Source organism: Angustibacter sp. McL0619 (assembly GCF_049994355.1).
Lineage (GTDB): Bacteria > Actinomycetota > Actinomycetes > Actinomycetales > Angustibacteraceae > Angustibacter.
Genome location: NZ_CP188257.1, coordinates 628,559 through 645,108 on the forward strand (window position 1 = coordinate 628,559; position 16,550 = coordinate 645,108).

The following is a 16,550-nucleotide window of genomic DNA, read 5'->3' on the forward strand; positions in this document are numbered from 1 at the left end:
CAGATGCCGCCCGCCCGGCGGCACCCCCGGGTGGGTGGATCACTGGTCGGTCCTGCGATGGTGCAATGCGCGCAGGTCAGGGATGCTGGCGAGCATGACAGAGCTGGATGAGGTGGACCCGTCGGTGCCGCCCAGTGGTACTGGCTGCCTGGAGTGCGAAGGGGCCGACGGGTGGTGGGTGCACCTGCGACGGTGCACCGCGTGCGGCCACATCGGGTGCTGCGACACCTCACCCGGCCAGCACGCCACCGCGCACTACCGAGCGACCGGCCACCCGATGATCCGCAGCTTCGAACCGGGCGAGGACTGGTTCTTCGACTACCGCGACGAACAGATGTACGACGGGCCGGACCTCGCGCCGCCGACCGAGCACCCGGCGGACCAGGGCACACCCGGTCCCCGTGGTCGGGTGCCGGCTGACTGGCGTTCGAAGATCCACTGACCGCTCAGTCGGGCGCCGCCGCCGTCCAGTTCCAACCCGAAGGAGAGCGACATGCGTGCGCTGAACATCCCCGCTGCCGGTGCGCAGCCTCAGCTGTCCGAGCTCGCCGTCCCCGAGGTCACCGAGGGGACCGTGCTGGTCAAGGTGAAGGCCGTCGGCCTGAATGCGATCGACAACGCGATCGCCGTCGGGATGCTGGCCGCGATGATGCCGCACGAGTATCCACTGGTGCTGGGCCGTGACGCCGCCGGCGTCGTCGAGGCCGTCGGCGCCGGAGTCGACCACGTGGCCGTCGGTGACGAGGTGATCGGTCACGTGCTGCTGGTTCCGCCGATCCAGGCCGGCACCCTCGCCGAGTACGCCGTGCTGCCCGCGACCGCGGTCACTCCCAAGCCCGCCGGGCTCGACTTCGTCACGGCTGCCGCACTGCCGCTCGCCGGTGCCGCCGCGCTGGCCTCGATAGACGCCATCGAGGTGCAAGCCGGGCACACCGTCCTGGTCAACGGGGCCAGCGGCGGCGTCGGCTCCTACGTGGTCCAGCTGCTCGCAGCCAGGGGAGCCACCGTCGTGGCCACCGGAACGGCGGACGACGTCGAACGACTCACCTCGCTCGGCGCGCACATCGTCGTCGACTTCACCGCCGACGCCGTCGCCGACCAGGTGCGCGCCAGCTACCCCGACGGGGTGGATGCGCTGATCAACCTGGCCGGGTTCACCACCGACGCCGTACCGCTGGCCGCCGTCCGCGCGGGCGGAAGGGTGGCCACCACCACCGGTGCACCGGACGCCGATGCCCTGGCCGCCGCTGGGCTGAGCGGCACCAGCGTGATGGCCGGGCCGGTCCGTGAGGTCGTGGCGCCACTCGCCGAGCAGGCCGCGGCAGGGACCCTGAAGGTCGACATCAGCACCGTGCTGCCGTTCGAGCAGGCTGCCGACGGCCTGGCCACGATCGCCAGCGGCGCGGCCCGCGGCAAGATCGTCGTCCAGATCGCCGAGTGACCACCTGGCAAGAGCACCGGCGAAGGCCCGCTCCCACATCACCAGGAGCGGGCCTTCTGCCTGAGGGCTACCGCACTGCGTAGGCGTCGATGACGTCCTGGCTGACGGCGCGCCCCGCACTGTCGGTCGCGGTGACCCGAAGGCTGGCGGTCTTGCCGGACCGGTTGGTCACCTGGACGCCGCACGAGGTGGCCCCGCACTTCGTGGTGCGGGCGACCTTCCACGTCCTGCCGTGGTCCCAGGAGACCTGGATGCCGCGCTTGACGACTGGCAGGGTGCGGACGCCGTCCGGCATCGCGAAGGCGACGCCGAACGTGTAGCGACCGGCCGGCGCGCTGTTGGTGCTCGACAGCGCCATCCGGTAGTCGACGCCCAGCATCGGCAGGATGTCCCGCTCACCCTTGGGGGTGTCCGAGGTGAAGCCCCATTGGGTGCGAACCCGGGTCGACAGCTGCCAGAACGGGTTCTGGCGCTTGGTGTCGGTCACGACGCGGAACCGGTGCTTACCAGCCGGCACCGTGGTGTTCATGAACACCGACGCCGGCATGTCCAGCTCCAGCCTGCCGTCGGTGTAGATCTGCCCGCTGAACTCGGTGTCGTTGAAGAGGTCCGAGTTCGCCATGTGCCCGGCGGCGTCCGTGAACGCCCCCATCGACAAGAAGAGCTCGTCGCCCTCGCGGACCGGCGGCGGTGCGCCGTTGGTCACGGTGAACAGCGGCGAGACCCGAGAGGCGACCGGGCCGCCGAACCAGCTGTCGTGGGTCGTGCTGCCACCGGCGAAAGTCCGGCGGGGCGCCCACAGCCGCCCGTACTCGCCGTAGTACGCGGTGTCCTGGACGATGACCGAGCGCTCCCAGACCGCTGCAGTGGAGACGTAGTGCGTCACGGTGGAAGGGAACGGGACCCGACGCACCAGACCGATGTTCGCGACACCGCCGCGCTCGGGCACCCAGCCGACCAGCTCCTCGACCACCTTGGCGCCGACCTTGCTGGTGCTGCCCATCCCGTTGTAGTGCTCGACCAGGGCGGCGACCGAGCGGCCGGTGCCGTTCACCGTGCCGCCGGCCGGCACCTTGTCACCCCAGAACCGCACCAGGTCGTACATGTACCCGGGGCTGGCGTGCGTGACGAGCTTGACGGGACGAGAGGTGCGCAGCCGAGGGACGTCGAACGGCCGAGCCTGCAGGGCGGGCAGCGTCGCCGACGGGTCGATGGTGCCGGCGCACTGGCCGCCCGGCCCGGCGTAGGCGATCAGCGCGACCGCACCGGCCTTCTTCAGCTGCGACGCAGCCGGGGTGAGGTCCGAGCAGGTCCCGGACACCAGCGCGACCGCACCTCGGACGGTGCGGGTCCGCGGAGCAGCAGCGCTGCCGGCGTCCACGACCCGGAAGTGCCCGTCGAGCCGCGGAACCGCCGTCTCGGTGAGCTCGCCGGCCGGTGCGGTGACTGGCCTGAGCGCGACCGGCCGACCCGACGTCGTCGTCAGCAGCGCCTCGGGCTCGCTGAGCAGCCAGTTCGAGGCGATGGTCGCCGAGCCGCCGGTGAGGTCCTTCGAGGGGCGGGCGTAGACCCGGTCCGCGAAGCCGTAGTAGGTGTAACCGGTGTAGCCGGCGTCGCCGTTCCATCCGATGTCCAGGATGGCTCCGTCGTCGACCACGGGGCGGTCGACCTGGTAGGCGAACCGACGAGTGTCGTTCTCGTCCAGCACGATCTCGGTGTTCCTGGTGACCGTGATGGACGGCTGGTAGGTGACGACCCCTTCGCGGGCACCGTCCTTGGCCGTGCCGAACGAGATCGCGCCGGTGGCGTAGGTGCCCGGCGGCAACCGGAAGGTCACGCTCTGCGCGTCGGGGGACGCGTCGAAGGTGCGCTGCTCGTAGATCCACGGATCCGCGTAGCCAGACAGACCGAGCTGGTGGGTGACGCTGCGCGAGCCGGCCCGGGGCTTGATGGTGACCTTCACGTCGTACCGCTCAGGCTCGAGCAGGTACGCCAGTCCGGTGCGGACCGTCTCGCCGCCGTCGTCCGGGGTGGCCGTGACCACCGCGGAGTAGGAGCCGGGGCCGGCGACCGTGGGATCGAGGACGACGTCGACGGAGGCGGTGCCGTTCGCCGGGACGGTGACCGTGTCGGCCGCCAGCCGCATGGAGCCGGTGGGCTCGGCTGCGCCTGACTCGCCGGTCAGCGCGAGCGACAGCCGGACCGGGGCGTCGGCCGTGTTGGTGTACGTCAGGGCGGTCCTGGTCGCAGCGAGGTTCGAGTACGGCCAGGCGTACGAGCCGAGCGACAGGGACGCCGGGGCGAGCACGTCCTGGTGGATCGCCTTGAGCGCGTCCACCCGACCGGTACCGGCGTCGAAGCCGGTCGCGTCCGCCACCGGCACGGTGCTGTTCGCGATCGCCGACTTCAGTCGTTCGCCGTCCCAGGTCGGGTGCTCCTCCTTGAGGATCGCGGCCAGGCCGGCGACGTGCGGGGTGGCCATCGAGGTGCCGCTGATCGTGGTGTACAGGTCGTCGACCACCGGCCCGAGGGCGGTGCCCGCCGCGCGGGCCGCGGTCACGTCGACGCCGGGGGCGACCACCTCCGGCTTGAGCGCGCCGTCCCGCAGCCGGGGGCCGCGGCTGGAGAAGCCGGCCATGACGTCGTGCACGTCGACGGCACCGACGGTGAGGGCCGCGTCGGCCGCACCGGGTGAGGACACGGTGGAGGCTCCGGCCTCGCCGCTGTTGCCGGCCGCGATCACGAACAGGGTGTCGGACGACGCCGAGAGCTCATTGACCGCACGGGACAACGGGTGCGTACCGTCGTCCGGGTCGCCGCCCAGGCTCATGCTGATCACGTCGGCGCCCTGGTCGACGGCCCAGACCATGCCGGCGAGCACCCAAGAGTCCTCGCCGTAGCCGCCGTCCGAGAGCACCTTGCCGACCCACAGGTCGGCCCCGGGCGCGACGCCCTTGCGCAGGCCGTTGGAGGCCGCGCCGCTGCCGCCGACGGTCGAGGCTACGTGGGTGCCGTGACCGTTGCCGTCCGTGACGGTGGCGTCGGTGGTGAAGTTGGCCGTCTTGGTGACCCGGCCGGCCAGGTCGGGGTGCGTGGGGTCGTAGCCGGTGTCCAGGATGGCGACCGTGGCGCCCTTGCCGTCGAAGCCGGCGGCCCAGGCCTGCGGTGCGTGGATCTGCGGCACCGAGTCCTCGAGGTCCACGTGGACCCGGCCGTCCAGGTCGACGTGTGTCGCGCCGTCCGCGAGCCCGGTCGGGTTGCCCGCCGTGTCTGCGCCGGTGGTGAGGTCCTTCCAGAAGGCCCGGGCGTGCTTCTTGTCGGCGTGGAAGGCGGCGATGCCCAGCTCGGGCACCGTTACCGTCCGGTCGGCCGACAGCAGCGAGGCGCCCTTGGCCTCGGCGGCCGCCGTGCGGCCGGTGCCGTAGTCGACCATCACCGGCAGCGTGGGCCGGGACGCGTCGTCGTACTTGTCGTCGAGCAGGGCGGTGACGTCGAACAGGTCCCGGTCGATCTTGTTGGCCGCGAGCAGGCCGAACGCCTCGGTGGGCACGACGTACAGGTGGTTGTGGACCTGGTTGACGGCCGCCTGCGGGATGGTGCCGTCCGGCCGGGGCTGCAGGGTGACAGCGTGCCGACCGTCCCCTCCGGTGGAGACTCGCACGACGTCGCCGGTGATCAGCGTGACGGTCTTGACGGTCGGTGGGCCCGCGGGTCGAGCCTTGTGGGCGGACTCCGCGCGCGCGGCCGTCGCAGTGGAGGTGAGAGCGACGGTGGCGGTCAGTGCTGCGACCGCCAGGCAGGCCGTGGTTCGCACGACTCTCCGGCTGGTCCCCCGTCCGCCACTGTTCGTGGCGAGGGCAGGTGTGGACGACGGCATTCAGAGGGTCCTCTCGGATCAACGCGACACCGTTGTCGCGTTCCCGGTGATGCGGTGAGCGGCAGCTGGCCGAGCGCAGGGATGCCCGGCGAGCTGCTGGTCTCACCATGAGTCAGTCGGACGACCGACTTAAGGAAGGTAGGTCGATGTTCACCCGAATGGCAATGCTTCCAGCGTGAAAGACTCCGGATCGGGGTAACGATTTGGAGGCGGGGATTTGGCGTACGTCAAGGCGTCCGAGCGCAGGGGTCAGCTCGTGCGGGCCGCTCGTGCCGTGTTGCTGCGTGAGGGGGTCGGCGGGGCGACTCTGCGGGTGATCGCCACCGAGGCCGACGTCCCGTTGGGCACCCTGCACTACGTCTTCCCGTCCAAGAACGATCTGCTCCGGGCTGTCATGGAGGAGGTCATGGAGGAGATCGCCGGCGTCCTGGACGACGTCGCCCAGGTCGGGTCGGGCCTTGAGCACTTCCTTCGAAACGGCCTCGACAAGTACTGGATCCGTGAGGTGGTAGGCAATCCCGAGCTCCAGCTCGTGCAGCAGGAGCTGACGAGCTACGCACTGCGCACCCCTGGCCTGGAGTCGCTGGCCCGCTGGCAACACGATCGCTACAGCCGGATCGTGGCGGCCAGAGCGCAAGAAGCGGCCGCGACGGCGGGGGAGATCTGCGCGGTTCCGTTCGACACCCTGTCGCGAGTGGTCGTCGCGACCGTCCTCGGGCTGATCCAGCAGTTCCTGGCCGACCCGGACGAGGCGCGTTCGGCGCGGGACGTGCTCGCCACGGCCGACATGATCGTCAAGCTCGCCGACCCCCGGCCCGCGCGCGCAGACGGGTGACCTTCGTCCCCTCCGGCGCCCCGATCCAAACTCGGTCGAGCGACCGAGTCTAGCTGGTCCGGACGCGGTCCTCGGGCTCGATGTGGTGGCGCCGGACGAGCAGGATCACCGCAATGACGAGGTATGCCAGGATGGCCGCGAGTCCTCCCGGGTAGGCCTTCTGGTCGACCAGGATCGCCGTCCCGGTGAGCAGCGAGAAGTCGAAGAGCCCGTGCAGCACGGAGTTCAGGGCGTTGCCCCCTGAGCTGCGTCGGGTCAGGTAGAAGAAGTAGCCGGCGAAGCTCACCGCGATCGCCTGCGGGATGGCTCCGGCACCCTGCCCGAACGCGTTGGACAGGTGGACGGCGCCGAAGATGACGCTCGACCACAGCGCGACCTTGCCCTCGGACAGACCGTGCAAGCGCAGGGTGGTGACCCCGATCCCGCGGAACATCCCCTCCTCGCCCCAGCCGACGAACTGGGTCGCGACTAGCAGAGAGAGGACGTACGTCAGGTTCTTGTCCAGCAGGTCGGCGTAGTCGATGCCGACCACGATCGATGCGATCAGGATCAGCGGGACGATCCGGACCCAGCGCTGAACTGGCCGGTCGTCGTGCAGCACCGGGCGCCACCAGTGCAGAGCGGCGACGACGGCGTAGGTGAACACCAGCGCGGAGCCCAGCGGCACCCACATGTTCACCAGGACGTCTCTGGTCGTGACGAAGGAGTTGTCTACGTCCCAGACGTGCCTGGCCAGCACCCCGACTCCGTGGATGATCGCGAGGTAGACCAGCACGATGACCGCGAAGGCCCAGTAGGGCAGTGCCCGCACCGGTGGCGGCCCGTCCGAAACGTCCGGGTTGCTCATGATCGGCACGCTAACAGCCCGGCCGGGGGTGACATCGACACCGAACCGGCGCAGACTCGAGTCACCAGACGCCACGAGAACCGGTGAGGCCCACCGTGCTGAAGAAGACTGGTCAGATTCCCGATGTTGTCCCGACGCTGTCGGCCGGCAAGCACCGCAACCCGCGCAAGGGTGCGTGCTTCATGGAGATGGCCTCGTTCCTGGCCGGCGAGAGGTGGAGCGATCAGCCGAGCTGCACGCATCCGCTGCTCGCGCAGCTGGCGCGCGAGGTCAACGACCACGTCGGCGACGGCTGCCGGCAACGGCTCGTCCCGCTGGTGCCGTCGGCGATCGGGCTGACCAGCGACGACCCGCACGTGGACGTCGGCCTGGCACTGCTCGCCGCCTCCACCGCCCTGCCGGTCGCGCCGGAGCCGACCCAGCGAGCCTTGGCGGTCGGCATCCTGACCGGCACGAAGGTGCTGGCGGCGCTGGACGGTTTCGACCCGGTCGTCGCCGAGGCGAGTTGTGCGGCCACGCTGGCGAAGGCACCGCTGGCCGCGGTCTGGGCCAGGCGGTTCTGCGACGGCTCGTCCCCGTCGGTCCAGGCGTTCCGCCGGTACGCCGCGCCGCACACCGTACGGGTCGCGGTGCGAGGCATCTACCGGGCGGCGACCCCGGAGCCGGAGACGCTGCTCTGCGACCTGCTGGAGCAGTCCGTCGCGATGTTCCCGACCTGGGCCGGCTGGGCTCCGGTCGACCCGTCACCCAGCCGGCTGGTTCAGACCCGAGCCAGCTGAGCGTCGTCCGAGTCCTCGGACTCGTCCGCGGTCTCGACGTGCGCCGAGGCGGGCAGGTGCTCGAGCAGGCTCTCGCCTTCGACGTCCACGTTCGGCAGGATGCGGTCCAGCCAGCGGGGCAGCCACCACGCCTTCTCGCCCATCAGGTACATCAGGGCCGGGATGAGCGTCATCCGCACGACGAACGCGTCGAAGAACACCGCAGCGGCCAGCGCGAAGCCCATCGACTTCAGGATCGGCTCGTCGCTGAGCATGAACGCGGCGAACACCGAGATCATGATCATCGCGGCCGCGGACACGACGCGGGCGCTGTTACGGAACCCGTCCACGACGGACTCGCGGAACCCGGCCCCGTGCACGTGCGCCTCGCGGATCCGGGTCACCAGGAAGACCTGGTAGTCCATCGCGAGCCCGAACACCACGCCGATCAGGAAGATCGGCATGAAGCTGACGATCGGCTGGCCCTCCATCAGCCCGAACGCGCCGTTCTGGAAGACGGCGACGGTCGCGCCGAGGGTGGCGAGCACCGAGAGCAGGAAGCCGAAGGTCGCGGTGAGCGGCACCAGGATCGAACGGAACACCAGCATCAGCAGCAGGAACGCCAGCCCGATCACGACGGACAGGTAGATCGGCAGGGCGTGGGCGAGCCGGTCGGACACGTCGCTGCCGATCGCGGTCAGGCCGGTGACACCCATCGTCGTGCCGGTCTTGTCCTCGATCGAGCTCTGCCCGTCGCGCATGGTGGTCAGCAGCGCCTCGGTCGGCGCGTCGTCCGCCGCCGACTTCGGGGTGACCAGGATCTGGACGCCCGTGCCGTCGGCGTTCGCGGCGACCACCTGGGCGTTGGCGACATCGTCCAGGCCGGCGGCCCAGCCGGCGACCTGCCCGTACGCCGCGCCGCGCTCTGCGGCAGGCACGTCACGGCCGTCGACGACGACCAGCAGGGGCGCCTGACGCCCGGGACCGAAGGAGCCGGCGATCAGGTCAGCGGCCTGGCGCTGGGTGGTGCTCGAGGCGGCGGTGCTGTCGCTGGGCAGCGCCAGGTGCAGGCCCTTGGCCGGGATGGCCAGGGCGCCGAGCCCGGCGATGACGATGAGCAGCGTGACGACCGGTCCGCGTCCGACCAGGCGAGCCCAGCGCACCCCGTTGTTCAGCACCTTGCCGGAGTCGTCCCGGCGCGGGACGTAGCGGCGGACCCGGCCGGCGAAGGCCTTGGACTTGAACAGGCCGAGCAGGGCCGGCAGCAGGGTCAGGGCGACGAGCACGGCGATCAGAACCGTTGCGGCAGCGCCGATCCCCATCGCGGTGAGGAACGGGATGCGGATGACGGCCAGCGCCGCGAGCGCGATGATCACGGTCAGCCCGGCGAAGGTGACCGCGGAGCCGGCGGTGCCGACCGCGCGGCCGACTGCTTCGGCTCGCCGCTTCTCACCGAGCAGCTCGAGCTCGGAGCGGTAGCGGGCCAGGATGAACAGGGCGTAGTCGATGCCGACCGCGAGGCCGATCATCGTGGCCAGACCCGTTGTGCTGGAAGAGATGTCGGTGAAGGCGGTCATGGCCGTGATGCCGATCATGCCCAGCCCGACGCCGATCATCGCGGTCAGCAGGGGCAGTCCCGCCGCGACCAGCGAGCCGAAGGTCAGTACGAGGACGACGAGCGCGAAGGCCACCCCGATCAGCTCGGAGGCGCCGCCGGCCTGCTGCTGCGCCTGCATGCCGGTGCCGTTGGCCTCGACCTGCAGGCCGCCGTGCCGGGCGTCGTCCATCGCCTTCGTGACGGCGGCCTGGGTGGCGGGCTCGACGTCAGTGGGGGTCTTGACGTCGAAGTTCCAGCTGATCAGCCCGACCCGACCGCCCGGGGACAGCGGCAGCAGCGCGGCGGCGTTCGCCTCGGCCTGCGCCTTCGGCGTGCCGGCCTTCACCGCGGCGTCGACGAGCTGGGTGCGCATCCCGGCGGCGGTGTCGACCGGGTTGGCCGGCAGCGCGTCGGCCGGCATCTGCGGGACCGTGGCCAGGTCCGCGACGAGCGCGTCGACCTGCTTGCGGTACTGCGGCTCGGTCAGCGAGTGCCCCGCGGGCGCGGCGACCACGACGGTCGCACCGGCCTGGTCCATCGCGTTTACGGACGACGGAAAGAGCTCGCCCTGCAGGTCGGCGGCCTTCTCCGACGCGATGCCGGGGATGGAGAAGGTGTCGCTCATCGGCTTGGACATCGTCGCGGCGACGGTGCCGATGCCGACCATGGCGACGAGCCAGACGGCGAGGAAGATCGGCCAGCGCCGGAAGGCGGTCTTGCCGAGGCGGTAGAGCAGCGAGGCCATGCGGAACTCCAGGTCGGATCGTGGTGCGGTGGAAGGATCAGGCGAAGGCGGTGCGGGCCCGACGGATCGCGTCGTCGAACAGACCCCGCAGGTCGCCGTGCGGGTCGGCGATGAACGCGGTCAACGCCAGGTCGAACAGCACCGCCAGGACATGCACGACGACCCGCGCCTGGGCGGGGTCGTGTCGGTCGCCCTCGCGTGCCGCGATGAGCTCGACCACCTCGGCCCCGATCGCGGCGAAGCGCTGGTGGGCGGCGGCCATCAGCCGGGGCTCGGTGGCGAGCAGGCGGCGTGCCCGGGCGACCTCATCGCGGTTGATCTCCCCGGCGTCGAACGTGGTCTCGATCAGCGCGACCATGTCGTCCACCAGGTGCCCGGTCGGGCCGCCCGCGACGAACCGGTCGGTCAGCTCGGGGTCGAGCTCGAGCGGGTCACCGAGGACTGCGTCGTCCTTGCCGGCGAAGTAGTTGAACAGAGTCCGCCGGGACACGTCGGCCGCTTCGGCGAGGTCGTCCATGCTGAAGCCGTCGAGGCCGTGCTGCTCAGCCAGCTGCTGGGCGCAGGTGTGGATCCGCATGGCGGTCTCCCGGCGGCGCGTTGCCCGCCGATCCTGCGTTGCACTTTCTGGCATGGAGTGCAGTCTTGCACTTTGAATGGTCTAGTGCAAATCACTGGCAGGCGCGCTGCCACGCGGCGCCGATGAGCGTGCTGAAGTCCACCCCGACGTTGCCGCTGCTGGTCACCCGGTTGTCCGGGCTCGCGGTGACCAGTCCGACGTACCCGACGCCGGTGATCTGGTCCGGCGGCAGGCAGTGCCTGACCTTGACGGTGACCGCGAAGCTCCGGGTCTGCCCGGCGTGCACGATCGCCGGCAGGGACGGCGTGAACGACCACGAGTAGTCCTTCGACGGCGTGCCGCCGTTGGGGTCCAGGCTCACCCGGACCGCCTGGTCGGTCGGGTTGCGCATGGTGATCCGCGGCGACCGGAGCGTTCCGGCGAGCGCGACCTCGAGCGTGGGATCGTCCTGGCCCCCGACCTGGCAGAAGTTTCCGTCGCCACCGACCTGCAGCGGGTTGAGGGTCTCGTCGAGGATGGCGACGTCGTGGTCGCGGCCACTGGCGTCGCGCACCCTGAGGCCGGGGTGGATCCCCGGGGCGCCGGTGGTGCAGTCGACTGCGACCCGCAAAGACACGTTCAGACTCTGCCCCGCCTTCACGAGAGTCGGTCCGGCGAGCAGGAGCGAGACGTCGCCGGCCTTGGACGCGCCGGTGGCCGTCGTCAGGACGCGGACCGGAAAGCGGCCGCCGTTGTGCACCCGTGCGTCGATGCCCACCGACGCCAGCGCCGAGGTACTCGAGCTGAAGTCGGTCACCTGCCCGGCCGCCTGCACGTCGATGGTGGCCCGCTCGGCCAACGTGTGGTGGTGGTCGGTCCACACCGCTCCGGCGGCGACACCGACGGTTGCCGCGGTCGCGATGGCGACCCAGTGCCGGCGTTGCCAGACGTGTGCGGGACCAGGCCGGACGGCGGCGGGCTCGGCGGGTTCGTCAGGGCTGCCCAGGAGGTCGAGGCCGTCGAGTGCGAAGACCTCGACGTGTCCGTGCGGCATGGCTGACGGCGGCGGCGTTGGCGCGGAGCCCTGTCCGGCAGTGTCGAGCAGTTCGAATCCCACTGCGGCAGTATGAGGCTCAGCGCCGCGCACTGGGGGACGTTCGGCGGAGCGGGTTCCGAGCCGTCAGGAGATCGCGGCCTTGACCAGCGCGGCGACCCGCTTCTCCACCTGCGGACTCCACTGCAGCAGCGCGTAGCTCGTCGGCCAGACGTCGCCGTCATCGAGGTTCGCGGTGTCCTGGAAGCCCAGGGTCGAGTACCGGTAGTTGAACTTCCCAGAGTCCTGGAAGAAGACGACGACCTTGTCGTCCGCGTTCGCGTAGGCGGGCATGCCGTACCAGGTCTTCGGGGTCAGCTCTGGGGCGGTCTCGACTACCGTCACGTGCACGCGCTCGGCTATCGCGCGGTCCTGGGGTGTCATCTTCGCGATGCTCTCGAGGACCGCCTCGAGACCATCGGCCTTCTTGGCGCCCTTCTTCCCTTCGGCTCGCAGCTCGGCGGCGCGCGCCTTCATCGCGGCGCGCTCGGCTGCGGAGAAGCCGTCGGACGCGGGCTCGGCAGTCTTCGCGGGCTTGGCAGTCTTCGCTGGCATGCGCAGGTTCCTTTCGGGTCTGGGGCTCGGCGGCGTGCCGGCCTTTCGTCAGAAGGCTAGACGTGGCCGCTGGGGGAGTGCTTCTCGATTCCTGATGGCTTCCGGCTCTACGCCAGCGGTGTCAGAAGCTGCTGACTCCCTTGCCGATCATGACCACGCCGATGACCAGCAGCAGCACCGCCATGACGACGGCGTTCTCGTGCAGGAGCCATCCCCGCAGGGACTCCAGCGGAGCCGCCATCCGGCCGGACGCCACGAGGTAGCCCAGGACCGGCACCGCGACGGTCATCGCGGCGATCACTGTGTAGATGACGATGACACCCGCGACCTGGCTGCCGTCGAGGTCGCTCGAACCGAGGATGATGCCCGCGCCCGCCGACATGATGAGGTTCTTGGGATTGACGGCTGAGAGCAGGAAGCCGAGCCCGAGCCCCTTGGCCGGGCTCATGGTGTCGATGGCCGACATCCACTTCGGCAGCGCCGCCGTCGCGTCGCCACGAGGTCGGCCGCGCCACTGCTTGACCGCTAGTAGCAGCAGGAGCACGCCCAGCACCAGCTTGAGCGTGCCAGCAACCGGGTTGGTCGCGTCGGCGTCCTTCTGCGGCAGAACGGAGGACAGCACCGTGAACGCCGTGACGGCGACCACGATGCCGACGACCCAGCCGATGAGGAAGCCGATACTGGTTCCCTTCGCCTTGGGCGACAGGAGCATCAGGATGGCGGCGATGATCGGGACGGGACTGATCGCGACGCCCAGCGCAAGCGGAAGGATGTCGCCGACGACAGCTGTCATGGCCGCATAGTGATCGTTGCTGTGGGCGCCGTCGTCACCCTGTTGGGGTGATGGCGTGGCCAACGCGTGGTGGAACGACCCGTCGTCCGTGTGCCGACGGACGCCCGCACGTCCCGTCAGCTCCAGAGCGCGGAGTACGGAAGTGCCCAGAGCCGGTCGCCGAAGGGGACGGCATCACGGCCGGTGTGGAGCACGACGCCGAGGGTGAATCGGTCCTGCAGCTTGTCGCGGAGGAACGTCAGGCCCTTGAAGTCGCCCCCCGAGACCGCGCCCGCGGCCTTCATCTCCACGCCCGCGACGCGGCGGTCGTGGCTCTCCAGGACGATGTCGACTTCGAGACCGTCGCGATCACGGAAGTGAAACAGACGGGCCGGGGTGTTTGCCCAGACGAGTTGGCGTCGCAGTTCGGCGGCGACGAAGGACTCCAGGAGGCTCCCGGCCGCCTCGCTCACGGAGCCTGGAACCATTGCGGCCGCAGTGACGTGGTTCAGCCGCGCCGCGACTCCGGTGTCCAGGAGCGAGACCTTGGGGCGGCCAATCACCCGCTTGGTCAGATTGTCCCCCCAAGCAGGCAGCTGGTGGATGAGGTACAGCGTCTCCAGCAGGTCCAGGTAGGGAGTCAGACTGGTCTCGGGGATGCCGGAGTCCTGCGCGACCCGGCCCTTGACGAGTTCGCCGGATGTGTTGGCGGCCAACAGACGTAGGAGACCGGGGAGCCGGTCGAGGTGGTGCAGCCGGCTCAGGTCCTGCACATCGCGGGTCAGGATGCGGCTGATGTAGTTGTCGAACCAGGCGTTTCGGCGCCGGCCCTGCCGGGTCAGTGGTTCGGGGTAGCTGCCGGCACACACGATCTCGAGGTATTGCTCCCGGGTCAGGGTTCCGGTGCGTGTGCTGAGCTCCTTTCCGTCCCCTGCCAAGAGGCGATCGGTGAAGTCCTCGCGGTGTCCCGTCAACTCGCCATGGCTGAGCCCGTACAGCACGATCGTTTCAGCCCGACCCGCCAGACTCTCCTCGGTTCCGGGTATCTCCAGCAGGTTCGCCGACCCAGTGATCAGGAACCGTCCCGGTCGCCGATCCTCCTCGACAGCGTCCTTCAAGGCCCGGATCAGCTCGGGGACCCGCTGGACCTCGTCGATCAAGAGCAGACCGTCGCTTTGGCGCACGAATGCGTCCGGGTCCGCCCGCGCAGCCTCATAGATGGCGGTGGCGTCCAAACTCACTACGCGCGCAGCGCGGCCTCCGACAACGCTGCGGGCCAGTGTGCTCTTACCGACCTGCCGTGCACCCTGGATGACGGTGATGGGGGTATCCGCCAGGGTCTCCTCAATCAAGTCCTGAGCGAAGCGTGGACGCAGCCCGGCGGGAAGCCTAGAGGTCGTCATGCCGCTGACTCTATGCTGTTGACCTGCTGAAACAAAGATCATTTCGCGGATTCGCGGGATGTAAGTCGCGGATTCGCGGAGTCTATCTCGCGGATTCGCGGGCTCCAGATCGCGGGTTGCACAGTCGAGAGACGGCTACGCGTACCGCCCCAAGGACGGCGTGCACCTGGTCTCTATCTCTATCCTCGGGCCCCAACCTCACGACGTCCGCACGCCCGTGGGGGCCTCTCAGATCACTCAACGGCCAGATCCATGAGGCAGAGGGTCGTCCCGGGCAGGTGTAGATAATGGCAGTCGTTCTCCCCGTCAGCGAACCCATCCGCGAGGTGATGCCTCAGCTGTGAATCTCGAAGGCGTAGGGGTTGAGGATCTGCCGACCCCACAGGTACTGGCGCTCGTCGGCGGTCAGGCGCGTTTGGTCGGCTGCCTGTTCCCACCCGTCGCGGATGGCCGAGACCTGCTGGTCGACGATCTCGCTGGCCTGCTGGGGCGACAGTCCATAGGAGGCAGCGGCACTGACGCACAGGGCGAACCTGCTGTCGCGCCGGCCGTCGGCGGTGATGTCCATGGCCTGGCGGGCCTCGGTCCCGTTCCGCAGCTGCGGGCACAGGTCGTAGGCCGGTGTGAGCTCGAGCTCGCGCCCGTCCCAGAAGGCGGCATGGTTGCGGGCGTGGTCGTCGGTGTTGCCGACAGCGATGTTGAACACGATCCGCTCGAACAGGGTGCGGCCGGCGGTGTCCCCGTCGCGGCCATGGCGGCGCAGCACGTCGAGAACCTCTAGGTAGGAGGAGTAGCGCGCTCCGAGGAAGTCGCCGAACTCGAGCATGGTTAGCGCGGAGATCATCAGGCGTCGGCGCCCACCACCGGGTCGGTCGAAGCGTTCGACGAGCAGGACGTCGCGGCCCAGGGAGGTCGTCACCGAGGTGTGGGCCACGTCGAGGCCGACGTGAGTGGCCAGAGCCATCGCGACCGCCTCGGCCTTGACGACGGGGTAGGGGTCGCTGGAGGTCGACAGCTTCGCGATCCACTGGGTGGCCTCGTCACGGACCAGCACTTTGGGTCGTGCGCCACCGACCGCGGTGCCGTGCACGAACGCATCGGACAGGACAGCCGACAGCTCTCCCTGCTGCAGAGCCTCGGCTGCGGCGTGCAGCTCGTCCAGGCTCGCGTCCTCGACCCGAGGGACGTACTCGGTGGCGCTGCGCTGGAAGTCCAGGGCGCCGATGCGGTCCGACCCGGACTCCAGCAGGTAGGTCAGCTTGGACGCCGTGACCAGGTCGGCGGCATCGCCGTACCTGCCGCCGGCCAGGCGCACGTCGATGACCCGCTGACCCCACGAGTCTGGGCTGGCATCCGAGAGGCAGCCGGCCATCTGCAGGCCATCCGGTGGGTCGATCCAGCCGCGGCGCAACGGAAGCTCCGGCCCGTACAGGCTGATGGCGTCGGGGCGATCCAGATAGCTGCGTGCATAGATGAACGCGTGCCGGCCGTCGGCGCTGCGCAGCCGGCCGGCGACAACCGGGTCGGTCGAGCCTGGCAACCAGACCCACGCGAACGCTTCCGTCGCACGCGCGGCGAGCAGGTCAGAAGTCGTCATCGCCGTCTTGACTGGCTCGTGCGGCACGCGCCTGTTTGGGCAGCAGGGCCAGGGTCTCCTCACCGCGCCGGCGCGCCAGCGCCAGCTCGTCGCCATCGAGGCCGAACAGGTTCACGCCCGCCGTGAACGCGGCGTTGAACGCGGTCCCGATCGCCACGTTCGGCGACCCGGCCTCCACCGCAGACAAGGTCCGGGCATCGACCCCGATCCGGCCAGCAAGCTCCGCCTGGGTCCACCCGCGCACCAGACGTGCCTTCTTGACCTGCGACCCCAGAACGGCCAGGGCATCCCGCGACGCCCGCGACACGGCGACTGCCCGCTTCGGCATAGAATCACCCTCTATAAAATGCATCTAAGACCATCTCAGGTACGTTTTATTGTATGTAGACGGCTCTCTCTGTCAAGAGGCCGAACCGACCTGGCGAGAGCTACTCGCCCGGTTGAAGTGACCCAGGTCATACGGTTGTTGTCCCG

Annotated in this window: 14 protein-coding genes; 4 read left to right on the forward strand and 10 right to left on the reverse strand. The window is 69.8% G+C overall.

Features of this window, described 5'->3' with window-relative positions; all coding sequences use genetic code 11:
- Window positions 1-94: 94 nt before the first annotated feature.
- Both ACPPVT_RS02990 and ACPPVT_RS02995 read left to right on the forward strand, forming a co-directional pair.
- Window positions 95-442, forward strand: coding sequence for a UBP-type zinc finger domain-containing protein (locus tag ACPPVT_RS02990; protein ID WP_426565319.1), 348 nt, complete (start codon window positions 95-97; stop codon window positions 440-442).
- 51 nt (window positions 443-493) lie between these two features.
- Entirely contained in the window at window positions 494-1,441 is a 948-nt protein-coding gene (locus tag ACPPVT_RS02995) for an NADP-dependent oxidoreductase (RefSeq protein WP_426565321.1), read from the forward strand.
- A 67-nt stretch (window positions 1,442-1,508) separates the two neighbouring features.
- Here ACPPVT_RS02995 and ACPPVT_RS03000 read toward each other — a convergent pair whose 3' ends face one another.
- Window positions 1,509-5,255, reverse strand: coding sequence for a S8 family peptidase (locus tag ACPPVT_RS03000; RefSeq protein ID WP_426565323.1), 3,747 nt, complete (start codon window positions 5,253-5,255; stop codon window positions 1,509-1,511).
- A 280-nt stretch (window positions 5,256-5,535) separates the two neighbouring features.
- On the opposite strand from ACPPVT_RS03000, the gene ACPPVT_RS03005 reads away from it, so the two are divergent.
- Window positions 5,536-6,153 (forward strand): TetR/AcrR family transcriptional regulator, encoded by a 618-nt coding sequence (locus ACPPVT_RS03005; protein ID WP_426565325.1) that lies wholly within the window; start codon window positions 5,536-5,538, stop codon window positions 6,151-6,153.
- A 49-nt stretch (window positions 6,154-6,202) separates the two neighbouring features.
- Here the strand turns inward: ACPPVT_RS03005 and ACPPVT_RS03010 are convergent, their stop codons facing one another.
- Entirely contained in the window at window positions 6,203-7,000 is a 798-nt protein-coding gene (locus tag ACPPVT_RS03010; protein ID WP_426565327.1) for a CPBP family glutamic-type intramembrane protease, read from the reverse strand.
- A gap of 83 nt (window positions 7,001-7,083) precedes the next feature.
- Here ACPPVT_RS03010 and ACPPVT_RS03015 point away from each other — a divergent pair, with 83 nt between their 5' ends.
- The gene (locus tag ACPPVT_RS03015) at window positions 7,084-7,779 is read left to right on the forward strand and encodes a hypothetical protein (RefSeq protein ID WP_426565329.1); all 696 of its coding nucleotides are present in this window, start codon (window positions 7,084-7,086) and stop codon (window positions 7,777-7,779) included.
- On the opposite strand, the gene ACPPVT_RS03020 is transcribed toward ACPPVT_RS03015, so the two are convergent.
- From ACPPVT_RS03020 to ACPPVT_RS03055, 8 genes are all read right to left on the reverse strand, one after another.
- The gene (locus ACPPVT_RS03020; protein ID WP_426565331.1) at window positions 7,761-10,100 is read right to left on the reverse strand and encodes an MMPL family transporter; all 2,340 of its coding nucleotides are present in this window, start codon (window positions 10,098-10,100) and stop codon (window positions 7,761-7,763) included. The genes ACPPVT_RS03015 and ACPPVT_RS03020 overlap by 19 nt on opposite strands.
- 37 nt (window positions 10,101-10,137) lie before the next feature.
- Window positions 10,138-10,677, reverse strand: coding sequence for a TetR/AcrR family transcriptional regulator (locus ACPPVT_RS03025; protein WP_426565333.1), 540 nt, complete (start codon window positions 10,675-10,677; stop codon window positions 10,138-10,140).
- Window positions 10,678-10,768: 91 nt separating this feature from the next.
- Window positions 10,769-11,773, reverse strand: coding sequence for a hypothetical protein (locus ACPPVT_RS03030; RefSeq protein ID WP_426565335.1), 1,005 nt, complete (start codon window positions 11,771-11,773; stop codon window positions 10,769-10,771).
- A gap of 63 nt (window positions 11,774-11,836) precedes the next feature.
- The gene (locus ACPPVT_RS03035) at window positions 11,837-12,304 is read right to left on the reverse strand and encodes an iron chaperone (protein WP_426565337.1); all 468 of its coding nucleotides are present in this window, start codon (window positions 12,302-12,304) and stop codon (window positions 11,837-11,839) included.
- A 121-nt stretch (window positions 12,305-12,425) separates the two neighbouring features.
- Window positions 12,426-13,097, reverse strand: coding sequence for a GAP family protein (locus tag ACPPVT_RS03040; protein WP_426565339.1), 672 nt, complete (start codon window positions 13,095-13,097; stop codon window positions 12,426-12,428).
- A 116-nt stretch (window positions 13,098-13,213) separates the two neighbouring features.
- Window positions 13,214-14,479, reverse strand: coding sequence for an ATP-binding protein (locus ACPPVT_RS03045; protein ID WP_426565340.1), 1,266 nt, complete (start codon window positions 14,477-14,479; stop codon window positions 13,214-13,216).
- A gap of 334 nt (window positions 14,480-14,813) precedes the next feature.
- Window positions 14,814-16,076, reverse strand: a complete 1,263-nt coding sequence (locus ACPPVT_RS03050) for a type II toxin-antitoxin system HipA family toxin (RefSeq protein WP_426565342.1) — start codon at window positions 16,074-16,076, stop codon at window positions 14,814-14,816.
- Entirely contained in the window at window positions 16,063-16,404 is a 342-nt protein-coding gene (locus tag ACPPVT_RS03055; RefSeq protein WP_426565344.1) for a helix-turn-helix transcriptional regulator, read from the reverse strand. Before ACPPVT_RS03055 ends, ACPPVT_RS03050 begins: the two co-directional genes overlap by 14 nt.
- Window positions 16,405-16,550 lie beyond the last annotated feature (146 nt).